This is a genomic window from Pseudooceanicola endophyticus, assembly GCF_018760365.1.
In the GTDB taxonomy this organism is placed as follows: Bacteria; Pseudomonadota; Alphaproteobacteria; order Rhodobacterales; family Rhodobacteraceae; genus Pseudooceanicola; species Pseudooceanicola endophyticus.
Map to the genome: position 1 here is coordinate 195,185 of NZ_JAHIAB010000006.1, position 14,460 is coordinate 209,644.

Consider the following 14,460-nt stretch of genomic DNA (forward strand, 5'->3'; position numbering starts at 1 on the left):
CCGGTCCCGGCAGCGCGCACCCCCCGAACTATGCATTCCTTCCGGCAACATGTATTTGACCTGTATCAAAGGAGCGCAAGACGGTGACGCAAGATCCATATTTCTTCGGATACGGGAGCCTGGTGAACCGGCGCACCCACGACTATGCCCGGGCCCGCCCGGCACGGGCGCAGGGCTGGCGCCGCCTGTGGCGCCACATCGCCGGACGCGACACCGCGATTCTCACCGCCATCCCCGCCCCCGGCACCCAGATCGAGGGGCTGATCGCCGCCGTCCCCGGCGCCGACTGGGCCGCCCTCGACCTGCGCGAGGCCTTCTACGACCGCCTGCCCGCAACCGACGCCGTCCGGCACGACCTGGCGCCGGGGCCCCAGGTCGCGATCTATTCCATCCCGGCCACGAAACACCCCGCCGCCCCGGCTCCGGCGGCCATCCTGCTCAGCTATCTCGACGTGGTGGTGCAGGGCTATCGCGACGAATTCGGCGAGGCGGGCGTCGCCCGCTTCTTCGACACCACCGACGGCTGGGACGCCCCCATCCTGAACGACCGCGCCGCCCCGCTCTATCCGCGCGCCCAAAGCCTCACGGCCGCGGAAACCGCCCTGGTGGACCACCACCTCACCCGCCTCGGCGCCCACCCGGCATGAGAAAGGGCGCCGCCCTGCGGCAGCGCCCTTCCCCGATCATTTTCTTGTCGAAAATACCTCTGCCCGAGGCACGGCGCAGCGCGCCGCCCACCGCGACAGGCTCAGACGCCCTCGCGCGCCTTGATCACCTGCAGCAGCGGCAGCACCTTCGACATGTCCGGCCCATGCGCCTGCCCGGTCAGCGCCTTCCTCAGCGGCATGAACAGGCCCTTGCCCTTGCGCCCGGTCGCAGCCTTCACCTCGGCGGTCCACTTGCCCCAGCTCTCGCCATCCAGCGGGCCCTCGGGCAGCAGCGTCATCGCCTCGGCGATGAAGGCGCGGTCCTCCTCGGCCACATCCGGCTCCGCACCATCGCGGAACAGCGCCCACCAGCCGTCGATCTCGTTCAGCACATGGATGTTGTCGCGCACGACCATCCAGAATTCCTCGGCCAGCGCCTCGGGCACACCGGCTTCCAGCACCCGCTCCTTCACGGCCTCCAGCGGCTTGGCCTGCAGGATATGCGCGGTCAGCGGATAAAGGTCGTTCTCGTCGAACTTGGTCGGTGCGGCGCCGAACTGCGACAGGTCGAACCCTTCCGCCAGCTCCTCGATCGAGCCCTTCAGCTCCACCGGCTGCGAAGAGCCCAGCCGCGCCATCAGGCTCAGCAGCGCCATCGGCTCCACGCCGCCCGCGCGCAGGTCGCGGATCGACAGCGCGCCCAGCCGCTTCGAGAGCGCCTCGCCCTGCGGGCCGGTCAGCAGCGAGTGGTGCGCGAAGGTCGGCACCGTGCCGCCAAGCGCCTCGATGATCTGGATCTGCGTCGCAGTGTTGGTCACGTGGTCCGAGCCGCGCACGATATTGGTCACGCCCATCTCGGTGTCATCGACGACCGAGGCCAGCGTGTAGAGGATCTGGCCATCGGCGCGGATCAGCACCGGGTCCGACACCGAGGCCGCATCGATCGAGATGTCACCCAGGATGCCGTCCTTCCAGTCGATGCGCTGCTGGTCCAGCTTGAAACGCCACACCCCCGGGCCGCGCTCTTCGCGCAGGCGCGCCTTCTCGTCCTCGGACAGCGCCAGGGCGGCGCGGTCATAGACCGGCGGCTTGCCCATGTTCAGCTGCTTCTTGCGCTTCAGGTCCAGCTCGACCGGGGTCTCGAAGGCCTCGTAGAAACGGCCCATGCCGCGCAGCTTCTCGGCGGCGTCATGGTAGCGGTCCAGGCGCTTGGACTGGTATTCCAGCCGGTCCCATTCCAGGCCCAGCCACTCCAGGTCCTGCATCAGCCCGTCGATATATTCCTGCTTGGAGCGTTCCTGGTCGGTATCATCGATCCGCAGGATGAACTGGCCGCCGGCCTTGCGGGCGATCAGATAGTTGAGCAGCGCGGTGCGCAGGTTGCCGACGTGGATATAGCCGGTCGGCGACGGGGCGAAACGGGTAACGATCATGGCAGGACTCCTGTTGGCCTGCCAATGTCACAGGGCGGCGCCATTGTCCAGAAATCCGCCCCGACCGGCCCCAGAAACCACGCGATGCACGAAGGCCAGCTTCTCCTCCACCGGGCCCGAGATCACGGCAGGCGCGAAATCCAGCAGGCCCATCTCGCGGTTCAGCTCGTTCAGCGCGCGCCCCATGCGGCGATAGCGCGCCAGCATGTCGGGCAGATCCCCCAGCACTGCCCCGGACATCAACCCGAGACTCACCGCCGTGTCCAGCACGCTGGCGATGTCGAGATACAGCGCCCAGGTCTCGGCCCAGTCCTCCCAGGGATGCATCGAGGCATAGGCGCTGACATGGCGCTCCGCCCAGTCGGCGGGCGGCCCCTCGGCGTAATGGCGTTCCAGCGCCACGCCGTAGGGCGGATCCTGCGGATCGCCGAACAGCGCCACGAAGCCTTCCAGAAGCGCCGGATCGTCGCGCACCAGCAGGTCCCAGTAGTAATGGCCGATCTCATGGCGGAAATGACCGATCAGGGTGCGGTGCGCCTCGCCCATGTCCACCCGGATCTGCTCGCGTTCCGCCGGATCGGCCTCGCGGATATTGATGGTGATCAACCCTTCGGCATGGCCGGTATAGACCCGCTCGGCCTCGCCCGCGGCGCGCCACAGCCCCTCCCCCTCCGGATCGCCCATGAAGGCGAAGGACAGCGGCACCACCCCGTCCCGCGCATGGGGCAGCCCCAGCCGGTCCAGTGCAAAGATCAGCCGGCGCTTCGCGGCCTCCAGCCGCGCCCATTTCTCCCGGTTCCCCGCGACGTTCATGTCCGGCACCGTGGCATTCAGCTCGCAGCAATCGCAGAGCGCCGCGCCGCCCGGCAGCACCGTCCGGTTGCAGACCTCCTCGCTGGCATAGTTCGCACACAGCAGCAGCTCTGCCGCGCAGGCGGTGCAGCGCCAGTGATCCCCCTCCGGCTCCAGCGCCTGCACACCGTGGCAGGCCGCGCACCAGCCGACCTTGCGCCCGCAGGCGGTACACAGCGTATTGTCGAAATAAAGCGTATTGCCGCAGCAACAGTCGAACAGGCGCATAGGGGTCGGGCCTCCGGGCTTTCATCTTTCCCCAAATATGGCGGGGGAGTCGCGCAGCGACGGGGGCAGAGCCCCCACCCCGGTTCATCGCCCGAACCGCCCTGCGGGTTCCCGCAAACCCGCAGCGCTCAGCCCGGCAAGGCCCCCGGCACGATCACCTCGCGCTCGGTCACGATCAGGTCGAGCGGCTGGTCCGTCGCCTCCAGCGGCAGCTCTTCCGCCTCCTGCGCGCCATAGGCATAGCCCACCGCCAGGGTCGCGCGCTGCGCCCGCAGCGCCTCCAGCGTGCGGTCGTAGAAGCCGCCGCCATAGCCCAGCCGCCCGCCACGGCGATCAAAGGCCACCAGCGGCACGATGACGATCTCCGGCACCATCCACTCCAGCCGCGCCGGCACATGGGCGCCGTATTCGCCCGCCACCATCTCGCAGCCCGGCTCCCACAGGGCAAAGCGCAGCGGCTGGCCGGGGCCCAGGATCACCGGCAGGCCCACCGGGCCATGGGCGGCGGCCTCTTCCAGCGCGGCGGTCGGCGGGATCTCGGTGCGGATCGGCCAGTAGCCGGCCAGCGGCACGCCGCGATAGCCCGCCAGCACCGATGACAGCATTCCCGCCCGCCCCGGCCCGGCGGCGGCATGGGCGGCGGCGCGGCGCGCGAAGGCGGCCTTGCGGGCGGCGCCCTTCAGGGCAACCAGATCGCTCACAGGAGCACCAGCACGGCGAAACCGAGGAAGGAGAAGAAGCCCACAACGTCGGTCACCGTGGTCACGAAGGTCCCCGAGGCCAGCGCCGGGTCGACCTTCAGCCAGTTCAGCACCACCGGCACCACCGTCCCGGCGATGGCGGCCACGAAGAGGTTGACGATCATCGCCGCGCCGATCACGGCGCCCAGCACCGGGCTGCCGAACCAGACGAAGGCGATGATCCCCATGATCAGCGCAAAGCTCAGCCCGTTGACGACGCCCACGGCGGCCTCGCGGCGGATCACCCGCCAGACGTTGGCGCCGGTCAGGTCCTTGGTGGCGATGGCGCGCACCGCCACGGTCAGCCCCTGGGTCCCCGCATTGCCCCCCATCGAGGCAACGATGGGCATCAGCACCGCCAGCGCCACCACCTTGGCAATGGCATCCTCGAAGAGAGAGATCACGCTGGCCGACAGGATCGCGGTGCACAGGTTCACCGCCAGCCAGGGCAGGCGCTGCTTCACCGTCTCGGTGAAACGGTCGTTCAGCGACCCCTCGCCGACACCGGCCAGGCGCAGGATGTCCTCTTCGTGTTCCAGATCCAGAACGATCATCGCGTCGTCGATGGTGATGACGCCGACCAGCCGGTCGTCCTCGTCCACCACCGGCGCCGAGATGATGTGGTACTGGTTGAAGGCATAGGCCACGTCGCCCTCATCCTGCAGCGCGGGAATGGTGCGGAAACCCGGCTCGGTGATCTCGGAAAGCGCGGTCTTGCGCGGGCTTGCCATCAGCTTGCCCAGGGTGACATGGGCCACCGGACGCATCTTCGGATCGACCAGGATGACGTGGTAGAACTGCTCTGGCAGGTCCTCGCGCTCGCGCATCATGTCGATGGTCTGGCCGACGGTCCAGAATTCCGGCACCGCGACGACCTCGCGCTGCATCAGGCGGCCCGCCGATTCCTCCGGATAGGTCAGCGCCTGCTCGACCGCGACCCGGTCGGCGATCTCCAGCGCCTCAAGGATGGCTTCCTGCTGCGGCTCTTCGAGGTATTCGACAAGATCGACCACATCGTCGGAATCAAGTTCCCGCACGGCCTCCTTCAGCACCTCGGGATTGAGGTACTGGATGATCTCGTCGCGCACGCCCTCGTTCAGCTCCGAGAGGATCTCGCCGTCGAATTCCTTGTCGTAAAGCTCGACCAGGCGACGCCGGTCATAGGCGTTCATCTGCTCCAGCATGTCGGCGATGTCGGCCGCGTGCAGCGGCTCCAGCAGCGCGACAAGCTGATCGCGGTCACCCACGTCCACGGCATAGAGAATCGCCGTCATGGCCTTGCGGTCCAGCGTGTAGGCGGCCTCGTCCGGGCCGGTTTCTTCCTCTGTGGGATCGGCAAGATCGTTCATGGGCGGCCCTCTTTCCGTCTCCGGGACCATAGAGGACGCCGGGACGCATAAACAATGCTGCGGGTACGATTTACGTGCCCTTTCGGCGCCGGTATCCTGACCGGCGGCACGAGTGCAAGAGAGAAGGACTTGAGGATGCGCGACGAGGTTCTGCTGACGGGACGGATACTGGATTTCATCGCCGATCCCTTCGTCGTGCCCTTCGAGGAGGCCTGCCTGATCGAAGAGCACGGCGGCGTGCTGATCGCGGAGGGCAGGATCCTGGCGCGGGGAAGCGCCGAGGCGCTGCGCGCCGCCCATCCCGGGGCCCGCGAAGTCCCGTATGGCAAGGGGCTGATCCTGCCGGGCCTCGTCGATGCCCATGTGCATTTCCCCCAGACCGCGATGATCGCAAGCTGGGGCAAGCGGCTGATCGACTGGCTGAACAGCTATACCTTCCCCGAGGAAATGCGCTTTGCCGATCCCGCCTATGCGGCCGAGATCGCCTCGCGCTATCTTGATCTGACGGCGGCCCATGGCACCACCTCCATGGTCAGTTTCTGCACCATCCACCCGGCTTCGGTGGAGGCCTTCTTCGGCGAAGCGCAGAAGCGCGGGCAGCGGGTGGTCGCGGGCAAGACCTGCATGGACCGCAACGCCCCAGAGGGGCTGCGCGACACGGCGCAAAGCGCCTATGACGACAGCAAGGCGCTGCTGGAAGCCTGGCACGGGGTCGACCGGATCTCCTACGCGATCACGCCGCGATTCTCGCCCACCTCGACGCCCGGGCAGCTGGAGGCGATGGGCGCGCTCTGGGCCGAGCATCCCGACTGCCTGATGCAGACCCACCTGAGCGAGCAGACCGACGAGATCGCCTGGGTGAAGTCGCTGTTTCCGGGCGCGCGCGACTACCTGGACACCTACGAGGCCTACGGGCTGCTGGGCGGGAACGGTCTTTATGGCCACGCCATCCACATGGAACCGCGCGAGATCGACCGGCTGGCCGAGGTCGGCGCCGCGGTGGTGCATTGCCCGACCTCGAACACCTTCATCGGCTCGGGCCTGTTCGACATGGTGGGCATGAAGGGCGCCGGGATCCGCGTCGGGCTGGCAACCGACACCGGGGGCGGATCGGATTTTTCGATGCTGCGGACCATGGGCGCGGCCTACGAGATCGGCCAGCTGAAGGGCACGCCCCTGCATCCGGCGCAGCTTCTGTGGCTGGCGACCGCCGGGTCGGCGGGCGCGATCGGCATGGGAGACCTGATCGGCACGCTGGCGCCGGGGTCCGAGGCCGACATCGTCGTGCTGGACCTCGAATCGACGCCGGCCATCGCCCAGCGGGCGGTGCGGGCGGAAGATCTTTGGGAGGCCGTCTTCCCCACCCTCATGATGGGGGATGACCGGGCGGTGCAGGCGGTCTGGATCAACGGGCGGCCCGTGAAGGGCTGAGAGGGCGCAGGGGGGCGCTGCCCCCCTCAGCCTGCGGCTGATCCCCCCGGGATATTTCCGGCCAGATGAGAGAGCCCGTCACAGCGGGGCGGCAAAGACCGCCGCGCGGTAGGGGCCGAGCGCGCCATCGGCACGGGCAACGCCCAGGTCGCGGGCCTCGGGCGCCAGGATATTGGCACGGTGGCCGGGGCTGGTCATCCAGCCCTCCACCGTCGCCTCGGGCGAGGGATAGTTGAAGGAGAGGTTCTCGGCCACGAAGGACCAGCGGTAGCCCTGGTGTTCCAGCCGCTGCGCCGGGCCGGAGCCATCGCTGCCGCCATGGCCCATGAAGCGGTTCTGCGCCATGTCCCGGGCCTGGGCGCGGGCCGCCGCCTCGGCCCGGGGGTCATGGGAGAGTGCGGGCAGGCCCTGCGCGGCGCGGGCCGCGTTGATCGCGGCGAAGAGGCGGGATTCGTCGTCCCCGCTCACGCGGCGAGGCGCGCGGCGAGCGCCGTCTGGCGGGCGATCAGCGCCGGCAGGTCGAGATGCGGCAGGGTGCCATCCTGCACGATGTGGCGCCCCTCGACCAGCAGGTCGCGCACCTTCACCGGCCCCGCCAGAAGGAAGGCGGCGCGGTCCCAGTTGCCGGCGGCCTCGATCCCGGTCATGTCCCAGAGCGCGATGTCGGCGCGTTTGCCGGGCGAAAGGCGCCCGCAGTCGGGCCGGCCCAGCACGTCGGCGCCACCGCGCGTCGCGATTTCGAGGGCTTCGCGGGCGCTCATCGCATCGGCGCCGAAGCGAACCCGTTGCAGCAGCAGCGCCATGCGGGCCTCGGCGGCGAGGTTGCCGCTGTCGTTGCTGGCCGAACCGTCGACGCCAAGACCCACCTTGACGCCCGCGTCGCGCATCGGGCGCACCGGCGCAATACCCGAGCCCAGGCGGCAGTTCGAACAGGGGCAATGGGCGATCCCGGTGCCGCTGCGGGCAAACAGGTCGATCTCGGCCGTGTCGAGCTTCACGCAATGGGCGTGCCAGACGTCCTCTCCGGTCCAGCCAAGGTCCTCGGCATACTGGCCGGGACGGCAGCCGAAATGGGCCTCGGAATAGGCGATATCCTCGTCGTTCTCGGCCAGGTGGGTGTGCAGCATCACGCCCTTGTCGCGCGCCAGGAGCGCGGCGTCGCGCATCAGCTCGCGCGAGACGGAGAAGGGCGAACAGGGGGCGACGGCGACGCGCAGCATGGCGCCTTCGGAGGCGTCGTGGAAGCGGTCGATGACGCGGATGCAATCCTCCAGGATGGCGGCTTCGTCCTCGACCAGGCTGTCCGGGGGCAGCCCGCCCCGGCTTTCGCCGATCGACATGGCGCCCCGGGTCGCGTGGAAGCGCAGCCCGACCTCCTGTGCGGCGGCGATGCTGTCCTCAAGCCGCGCGCCGTTCGGGAAGACATAGCAGTGGTCCGAGCTGAGCGTGCAGCCCGAAAGCGCCAGTTCGGCAAGCCCGGTCAGCGCCGAGACGTGGAATTCCTCGGGGCCGAATTGCGCCCAGATCGGGTAGAGCGATTGCAGCCAGCCGAACAGCAGCGCGTCCTGGCCGCCGGGCACGGCCCGGGTCAGGGTCTGGAACAGGTGGTGATGGGTGTTCACCAGACCGGGCGTGACCAGGCAGCCCGCGGCGTCGATCACCTGCGCGCCCGGGGGCGCCTGAAGACCGGGCCCGATGGCCTGCACGACCCCGTCCGAGACCAGGATATCGGCCCCGGTCAGCTCGGAGCGGGTGTCGTCCATGGTCAGGATGTGATCGGCGTTGCGGATCAGGATCGCGGACATCAGCCCTCCGGGATGGTCGAGAGGATGGCGAGGGCAGCGGCATGCAGCGCCGGGTTGGCGGCGGCGATCACCCGCCCCCCCATCAGCGCGGGACCGCCCTTCCAGTCGGTGACGATTCCGCCGGCGGCTTCAACCACGCCCAGGGGGCCCTGGATGTCGTAGGAGTTCAGCCCGGCCTCGATCACCAGATCGACGGTGCCGATCGCCAGCAGTGCATAGGCATAGCAGTCCATGCCGAAGCGGGTCAGCTTCACCTGTTGCGAGACCTGCGCGAAGGCGGCGCCTTCGGTGGCCGTTCCGACCTCGGGGAAGGTGGTGAAAAGAACGGCCTGATCAAGGCGTTGCGTGCTCGACGTGGCCAGCGGCCGGTCGCCGTGGGGGCCGCGCATCCGGGCCTCGCCGAAGCCGCCCCAGAAACGTTCGCGGGTATAGGGCTGATCGACCATGCCCAGCAGCACGCGCGCCCCGTCCATCAGCCCGATCAGCACGCCCCAGGTGGGGGTGCCGCTGACAAAGCCGCGGGTGCCGTCGATCGGGTCCAGGACCCAGGTCAGGCCGCTGTCGCCGGCCTGGGTGCCGTATTCCTCTCCCAGGATGGCATCCTGGGGACGCAGGCGGGCCAGAACCGCGCGCATCGCCTGTTCGGCGGCGCGGTCGGCCTCGGTCACCGGGTCGTAGCCTTCGGCCAGCTTGTTGTCTTCGCCAAGATCCGCGGTGCGGAAATAGGGCAGGATCACCGCCGCCGCGGCATCCGCCATCTCATGGGCGCAGGCCAGCAGCTCTGCCGCCTCCGCCGTGCTGCGTTCGGACACCATGCGGCCTCTCTTTCCGGAAATCAGATCGGCGTCAGGGCTAACGCGACACGGCGCGCCTGACAAGCGCGCCGCAGCGGGAAGGTCTTCGGGCGGGCGGAGGAGAGAGAACCGCCCGCCGGGCATCGCCTCAGGCGACGTCGCTCAGCACGCGGGCCAGCTCGAACAGGCGGCGGCGCTGGTTTTCCGGAATCGCGTAATAGGAGCGGATCAGCTCCAGAGCTTCCTTGTCGCCCATCACGTCGGCGGGCACGGCATCGCCATGCAGCGCGCCATTCTCGGCCTCGAGGCCTTCGAAGAAGAAGCTGACCGGCACTTCGAGGGCATCGGCGATGTCCCAAAGGCGCGAGGCGCTGACGCGGTTGGCGCCCGTTTCGTATTTCTGGATCTGCTGAAACTTGATACCGACACGTTCCGCGAGCTGCTGCTGGGTCATGCCGACCAGCCACCTGCGATGACGAATGCGTTTACCAACATGTACATCCACCGGATGAGTCATTCCTGGCTCCTGAATAGGCCCGGCGCGCCGAAACCCGTTTGGGGAAACAGGAGATCGCCACGCGGGGCAAAGGTTGCAAAATAGACGCCGCGCATCCCTACAGCGTGTCCGGATGTTAACAGTTTTCAACCAAGACGCAAGTTGCCCCCCGGCAGCAACACACCCGGAATTGTTGGTAATTCAATTTTCGAAGGCACATCAAGCCTGCGTCTATCGTCCCTGTTGTGCCGACTGCCGCAATGCAGCATCCTTCCCCATGCCGCAGTGCGGAAAAGCGTGCGCTCAGCACATTCATGTATCTCGCGGAAAACATTGTGAAATGGGAGGAACGGGATGCGTGCCCTTCGTTGCAACGCTCCGGGAGAGGCGCCCCGGCTGGAACGGATCGACCGGCCCGCCTTTGGCGACAATGACGTGCTTGTGAAGATTTTTGCCGCCGGGCTGAACTTTGCCGACACTTTGATGATCAAGGGAAGCTATCAGGACACGCCGACTCATCCGTTCACGCTCGGGCTGGAATGCGCGGGCCGCGTAGAAGCCGCCGGAGCGGCATCCGGATTCACAACCGGAACGCGAGTCGCCGTTTACAGCGGTCAGGGCGCGCTGGCCGATTACGGCGCCTTTCCCGCCGCCCGGATGGTCGCCCTGCCCGATGCCGTCAGCTATCAGGACGCCGCCGCGCTGCAGATCGCCTATGGCACCAGCCACCTGGCGCTGGCGCATCGCGCCCGGCTGAAACCCGGCGAAACCCTGGTCGTGCTGGGCGCCACCGGCGGCGTCGGCCTGACCGCCTGCGAGCTGGGCCGGATCATGGGGGCCACCGTCATCGCCGTTGCGGCGGGCGCGCAGAAGGAAACCATCGCCCGCGCCGCCGGTGCCCATCATTTCATCGACAGCGAGACCCGGGACGTCCGCCTGGCCCTGAAAGACCTCGGCGGCGCCGATGTGGTCTACGATCCGGTGGGCGGGGATCTGTTCACCGCCGCCTTCCGCGCCTGCAACCCCGAGGCCCGGATCCTGATCATCGGCTTCGCCTCCGGCTCCCTGCCCGAGGTCCGCCCGAACCACATGCTGGTCAAGAACATCGACCTGCTGGGGGTCTACTGGGGCGCCTATTACCTTTTCGCCCCCGAGATCGTCACCGCCTCGATCGCCCGGCTGCTGGGCTGGCTGGCCGAGGGGCGCCTGAAGCCGCACATCAGCAACACCTTCCCGCTGGAACAGGCCATGGAGGGGCTCGAGATGCTGCGCCAGCGCCAGGCCCGCGGCAAGATCATCGTGACGCCCTGACCGCTCAGCCCCGGGCCTGGCCGCTGCGCCGCGCCCGGGCCAGTTCCTGCTGCCAGGAATGCCGGCGCAGGCTGGCCGAGGGCGCCTCGGCGCTGCTCATCGCCGCCTCGCGCCGCGCCCCGGGGGCCGGCGTGGTCTCGGCCACGGCATAGCCCAGCCGCAGCAGCTCGGCCATGCGCCGGCCCACCTCCCCGGCGCCGCGCTCCTGGACATACATGCATATCAGCTGGGTGCCGAGCTCGGGCAGATCGCCGCCATGCTCGATCACGCTCAGCATCGGCGGCTCGCTCCCCTCGATCATCACGCTGATCGCCAGATCCGCCGACACCGTGGCCTCGACCGTGCGGTCCGATCCGGTATCGACCGCGTTCTCCCAATCCAGCCCGGCCTGGTCCATCATCCGGATCGCATGGGGCCGGAACACGCAGTTGCGCCCCGAGGCGAAGCGCAGCGGACGCTGCCGCCACGCAGTGCCGCCATGGCCGCCGATCCAGGCCAGCGGGCGTTCGTCCAGCACGGTGGCGCGCGGCCCGGCCTCGATCTCGGTGGTCAGGATGATGTCGACCTCGCCGCGCTCGAACTGCTCCTTCAGGCTGCGGGTATAGCCCGAGACCAGCTGCACCTTCATGCGCGGAAACTCGGTGGAGAATCGCTTCAGCACCCCCGGCACCACCGGGTAGACGATGTCATGCGGCACCCCGAGGACGATCTCGCCCTCGTAATTCTTGCTGGTCAGCCGGGTCAGCGCTTCATCATTCATTTCGATGATACGACGCGCATAGCCCAGCAGCTGCTCTCCGGCCGAGGTCAGAGCGATGCGCCGGGAAGACCGGTCCAGAAGCTCGATCCCCAAAGTTTCTTCAAGCCTTTTCAACTGCATGGAGACAGCAGACTGGGTAAAATTCAGGATCCCGGCCGCCTTCGTCACGCCGCCGTGATCGGCCACCGCCACGAAGCTGCGCAGCGAGGTCATGTCGAGATTCCGCATATCATCAATTCCCGTGATGGTGTGTCTCAGAAACATTCATTTCCAATATTGAACATACCGGCGCATATCCATCAACGGAAATCATGAAGACAGACCGACAGATCAGCGACGAAAAGGGATAGGACATGACCACGCGCATTCTGACCACCGACCTGTCGCGGACGGCCCCGGCAAAGCGCTCGCCGTTCGCGTATCTTGCGACCCTGCTGCGCGTGCGCCGCGAACGCCGCGCCCTCAGCAAGCTGAGCGACGCCCTGCTCTCCGACATCGGCTACAGCCGCGAAGCCGCCCGGGCCGAAGCCGCCCGCCGCGCCTGGGACGCCCCGCGCCGCTTCTCGCTCTGACCCTTCCGCCCGGCCTGTCCGGGCCGGCTCCCCGTGCCCCGGTCTCCCCGACCCCGGCACCCACTGCACCCGCGAAGGCGCCTTCGGGCCGCCCCTTCGCGGGTCTTTTTTTGCCCTCACACGGATTCGCGCATATTTGTGGGGGTCAACAATCTTGAAATACCCGAAGCGGTTCCCGATATTGAGGCCAATTGCTCCATCCAGGGGCGAAACTGGTTTCAATTCGGAGGCTTCAATGGCTGAATTCAGAACGATGCGCACGGCTGCGGGCTCCCGCTCCGCGGCCATCGACGCGGGTCTGCGCGCTCACATGAACAAGGTGTACGGCACCATGTCCGTGGGGATGGTGCTGACCTTCCTCGTGGCCTGGGCCGTTGGCAGCTCCCCTGAACTGCTCAGCATCTTCCGCGATCCCATGACGCTGCGCCCCAACATGCTGGGCTGGGCGGTGATGTTCGCCCCGCTGATCATGGCCTTCGTCTTCGGCGCGGCCCTCAACCGCCTGTCGGTGGCCGGCGCCCAGACCTTCTTCTACGCCTTCGCGGCGGTGATGGGCCTGTCGCTCAGCTGGATCTTCGTGGCCTTCACCGGCGTCTCGATCGCCCAGGTCTTCCTGGTCACCGCGATCTCCTTCGCCGGCCTCTCGCTCTGGGGTTACACGACCAAGCGTGACCTCTCCGCGATGGGCACCTTCCTGATGATGGGCGTGATCGGCATCCTGATCGCCTCGGTGGTCAACATCTTCCTGGCCAGCTCGGCCCTGCAATTCGCCATCACCATCCTCGGCGTGCTGCTCTTTGCCGGCCTGACCGCCTACGACACGCAGAACATCAAGACCACCTACATCCAGCACGCCCGGGTCGCCGACCAGGAATGGCTGGGCAAGGCCGCCATCATGGGCGCCCTGCAGCTCTACCTGGACTTCATCAACATGTTCATGTTCCTGCTGCAGCTCTTCGGCAACCGCGACTGACGGCACACCGAAAGCCACATACGAAAGGGCCGGTCGCAACGACCGGCCCTTTTCCTTTTCCAGCGCATTTTCTTGTCCCAAATACCTCGGGGGACTCAGCCGCAGGCTGATGGAGCAGAGCCCCCTTCACTCGCCGCGGGCCTCCCAGCGCATCTGGATCGCCGGGAACAGCAACCCGTTGGGCAGCCGCAGCTCGATCCCCGCCCTCGGCTCGAATCCCAGCGCGGCATAGAACGGCGCCGAGGTCAGCGTTGCCTGGACATGCAACACCCGAACCCCCGCCGCCCGGGCCGAGCGCATGACCCGCCCGATCACCCGCCGCCCCAGCCCGCGCCGGATCGCATCCGGATCGGTGGCAACGTGGCGGATATGGGCCTCTCCGGTCCGTCCCGGCGCCCCCAGAGGAGAGGCATCGGTCCACCCGCCCCCCGCCAGCACCCGTTCGTCGATCTCGGCGATGAAGTAGGTTCCGCAGGTCAGCACCCCGGGCCGGGGCCGACCGATCAGCGGCAGCGCCTCGCGCAGCAGCTCGGCAGGGTAATCCTCGGCCAGCAGCGCCCGGTATGAGCGCTGAATCATCCGGCCCACCGCCTCGGTATCGGCAGGCAGGGCAGGACGAATCAGCAGCCGGTCATCGGACTGCAGGGCCTGCGGCAAGGGCAGGGAAAGCGGCCGCGCGTCATCGGGCGGCAAATCGCAGGGGGGCAAGGGCATCGGGGGCTCCAATCGCGGGGGCTGTCTCGGGTCTGGAAGGGAGACAGGGCGCGGCCCCAAATGAAAAAGCCGCGCTCTGCGGCGCGGCTTTCTGCATGGTCGTCGAAGGGGATCTTACTTGATCTTGCCTTCTTTGTACTCGACATGCTTCCGCACCACCGGGTCGTACTTTCGTACGGTCATCTTCTCGGTCATGGTACGCGCGTTCTTCTTGGTCACGTAGAAATGGCCCGTGCCCGCGGTCGAGTTCAGACGGATCTTGATAGTCGTCGGCTTCGCCATTGTTTCTCTCCTGCATCAGACGCAGGACGCCCACGGCGGGCACCTCGTCCTCGAAAACTCTTGAAGCCCGGCT

The 14,460-nt window shown here is 67.7% G+C and carries 16 protein-coding genes; 5 read left to right on the plus strand and 11 right to left on the minus strand.

The features are described 5' to 3' along the window. Positions 1 to 83 precede the first annotated feature (83 nt). Entirely contained in the window at positions 84 to 647 is a 564-nt protein-coding gene (locus tag KM176_RS12510) for a gamma-glutamylcyclotransferase family protein (protein WP_160894516.1), read from the plus strand. 101 nt (positions 648 to 748) lie between these two features. On the opposite strand, the gene gltX is transcribed toward KM176_RS12510, so the two are convergent. The 4 genes from gltX to mgtE form a co-directional block, all read right to left on the minus strand. Further along, on the minus strand, positions 749 to 2,080 hold the full coding sequence (gene gltX, locus KM176_RS12515; protein WP_160894517.1) for a glutamate--tRNA ligase: 1,332 nt from the start codon (positions 2,078 to 2,080) through the stop codon (positions 749 to 751). 27 nt (positions 2,081 to 2,107) lie between these two features. Next, a complete protein-coding gene (locus tag KM176_RS12520) occupies positions 2,108 to 3,160 on the minus strand; it encodes a zinc-binding metallopeptidase family protein (protein WP_160894518.1) in 1,053 nt (350 codons plus the stop codon). Between the two features lie 128 nt (positions 3,161 to 3,288). After that, entirely contained in the window at positions 3,289 to 3,861 is a 573-nt protein-coding gene (locus KM176_RS12525; RefSeq protein WP_160894519.1) for a 5-formyltetrahydrofolate cyclo-ligase, read from the minus strand. Further along, on the minus strand, positions 3,858 to 5,249 hold the full coding sequence (gene mgtE, locus KM176_RS12530; RefSeq protein ID WP_160894520.1) for a magnesium transporter: 1,392 nt from the start codon (positions 5,247 to 5,249) through the stop codon (positions 3,858 to 3,860). The genes KM176_RS12525 and mgtE overlap by 4 nt, the downstream gene beginning before the upstream one ends. Positions 5,250 to 5,384: 135 nt before the next feature. On the opposite strand from mgtE, the gene guaD reads away from it, so the two are divergent. Further along, positions 5,385 to 6,680 carry a guanine deaminase gene (gene guaD / locus KM176_RS12535; protein ID WP_160894521.1) on the plus strand — a complete coding sequence of 432 codons (1,296 nt, stop codon included), beginning with the start codon at positions 5,385 to 5,387 and terminating at the stop codon, positions 6,678 to 6,680. Between the two features lie 78 nt (positions 6,681 to 6,758). Here guaD and KM176_RS12540 read toward each other — a convergent pair whose 3' ends face one another. The 4 genes from KM176_RS12540 to KM176_RS12555 all read right to left on the minus strand — a co-directional run bounded on the left by KM176_RS12540 (position 6,759) and on the right by KM176_RS12555 (position 9,796). Beyond that, on the minus strand, positions 6,759 to 7,148 hold the full coding sequence (locus tag KM176_RS12540) for a CAP domain-containing protein (RefSeq protein ID WP_160894522.1): 390 nt from the start codon (positions 7,146 to 7,148) through the stop codon (positions 6,759 to 6,761). After that, entirely contained in the window at positions 7,145 to 8,485 is a 1,341-nt protein-coding gene (locus KM176_RS12545) for an 8-oxoguanine deaminase (protein WP_160894523.1), read from the minus strand. The genes KM176_RS12540 and KM176_RS12545 overlap by 4 nt, the downstream gene beginning before the upstream one ends. Continuing rightward, complete coding sequence (hisN, locus tag KM176_RS12550) at positions 8,485 to 9,300, minus strand: histidinol-phosphatase (protein ID WP_160894524.1); 816 nt, start codon at positions 9,298 to 9,300, stop codon at positions 8,485 to 8,487. The genes KM176_RS12545 and hisN overlap by 1 nt, the downstream gene beginning before the upstream one ends. Positions 9,301 to 9,427: 127 nt before the next feature. Then, complete coding sequence (locus tag KM176_RS12555) at positions 9,428 to 9,796, minus strand: helix-turn-helix domain-containing protein (protein ID WP_160894525.1); 369 nt, start codon at positions 9,794 to 9,796, stop codon at positions 9,428 to 9,430. A gap of 333 nt (positions 9,797 to 10,129) precedes the next feature. Between KM176_RS12555 and KM176_RS12560 the strand changes: the two genes are divergently transcribed. After that, positions 10,130 to 11,086, plus strand: coding sequence for an NADPH:quinone oxidoreductase family protein (locus tag KM176_RS12560; protein ID WP_160894526.1), 957 nt, complete (start codon positions 10,130 to 10,132; stop codon positions 11,084 to 11,086). A gap of 4 nt (positions 11,087 to 11,090) precedes the next feature. Here the strand turns inward: KM176_RS12560 and KM176_RS12565 are convergent, their stop codons facing one another. Further along, a complete protein-coding gene (locus KM176_RS12565) occupies positions 11,091 to 12,074 on the minus strand; it encodes a LysR family transcriptional regulator (protein ID WP_160894527.1) in 984 nt (327 codons plus the stop codon). A 125-nt stretch (positions 12,075 to 12,199) separates the two neighbouring features. Here KM176_RS12565 and KM176_RS12570 point away from each other — a divergent pair, with 125 nt between their 5' ends. Both KM176_RS12570 and KM176_RS12575 read left to right on the plus strand, forming a co-directional pair. Then, on the plus strand, positions 12,200 to 12,418 hold the full coding sequence (locus KM176_RS12570) for a DUF1127 domain-containing protein (protein WP_160894528.1): 219 nt from the start codon (positions 12,200 to 12,202) through the stop codon (positions 12,416 to 12,418). Positions 12,419 to 12,653: 235 nt separating this feature from the next. Then, on the plus strand, positions 12,654 to 13,391 hold the full coding sequence (locus tag KM176_RS12575) for a Bax inhibitor-1/YccA family protein (RefSeq protein WP_160894529.1): 738 nt from the start codon (positions 12,654 to 12,656) through the stop codon (positions 13,389 to 13,391). Positions 13,392 to 13,517: 126 nt separating this feature from the next. Here the strand turns inward: KM176_RS12575 and KM176_RS12580 are convergent, their stop codons facing one another. After that, a complete protein-coding gene (locus KM176_RS12580; protein ID WP_160894530.1) occupies positions 13,518 to 14,105 on the minus strand; it encodes a GNAT family N-acetyltransferase in 588 nt (195 codons plus the stop codon). A 114-nt stretch (positions 14,106 to 14,219) separates the two neighbouring features. Then, positions 14,220 to 14,387, minus strand: a complete 168-nt coding sequence (rpmG, locus tag KM176_RS12585) for a 50S ribosomal protein L33 (protein ID WP_007799108.1) — start codon at positions 14,385 to 14,387, stop codon at positions 14,220 to 14,222. Positions 14,388 to 14,460: the final 73 nt, after the last annotated feature.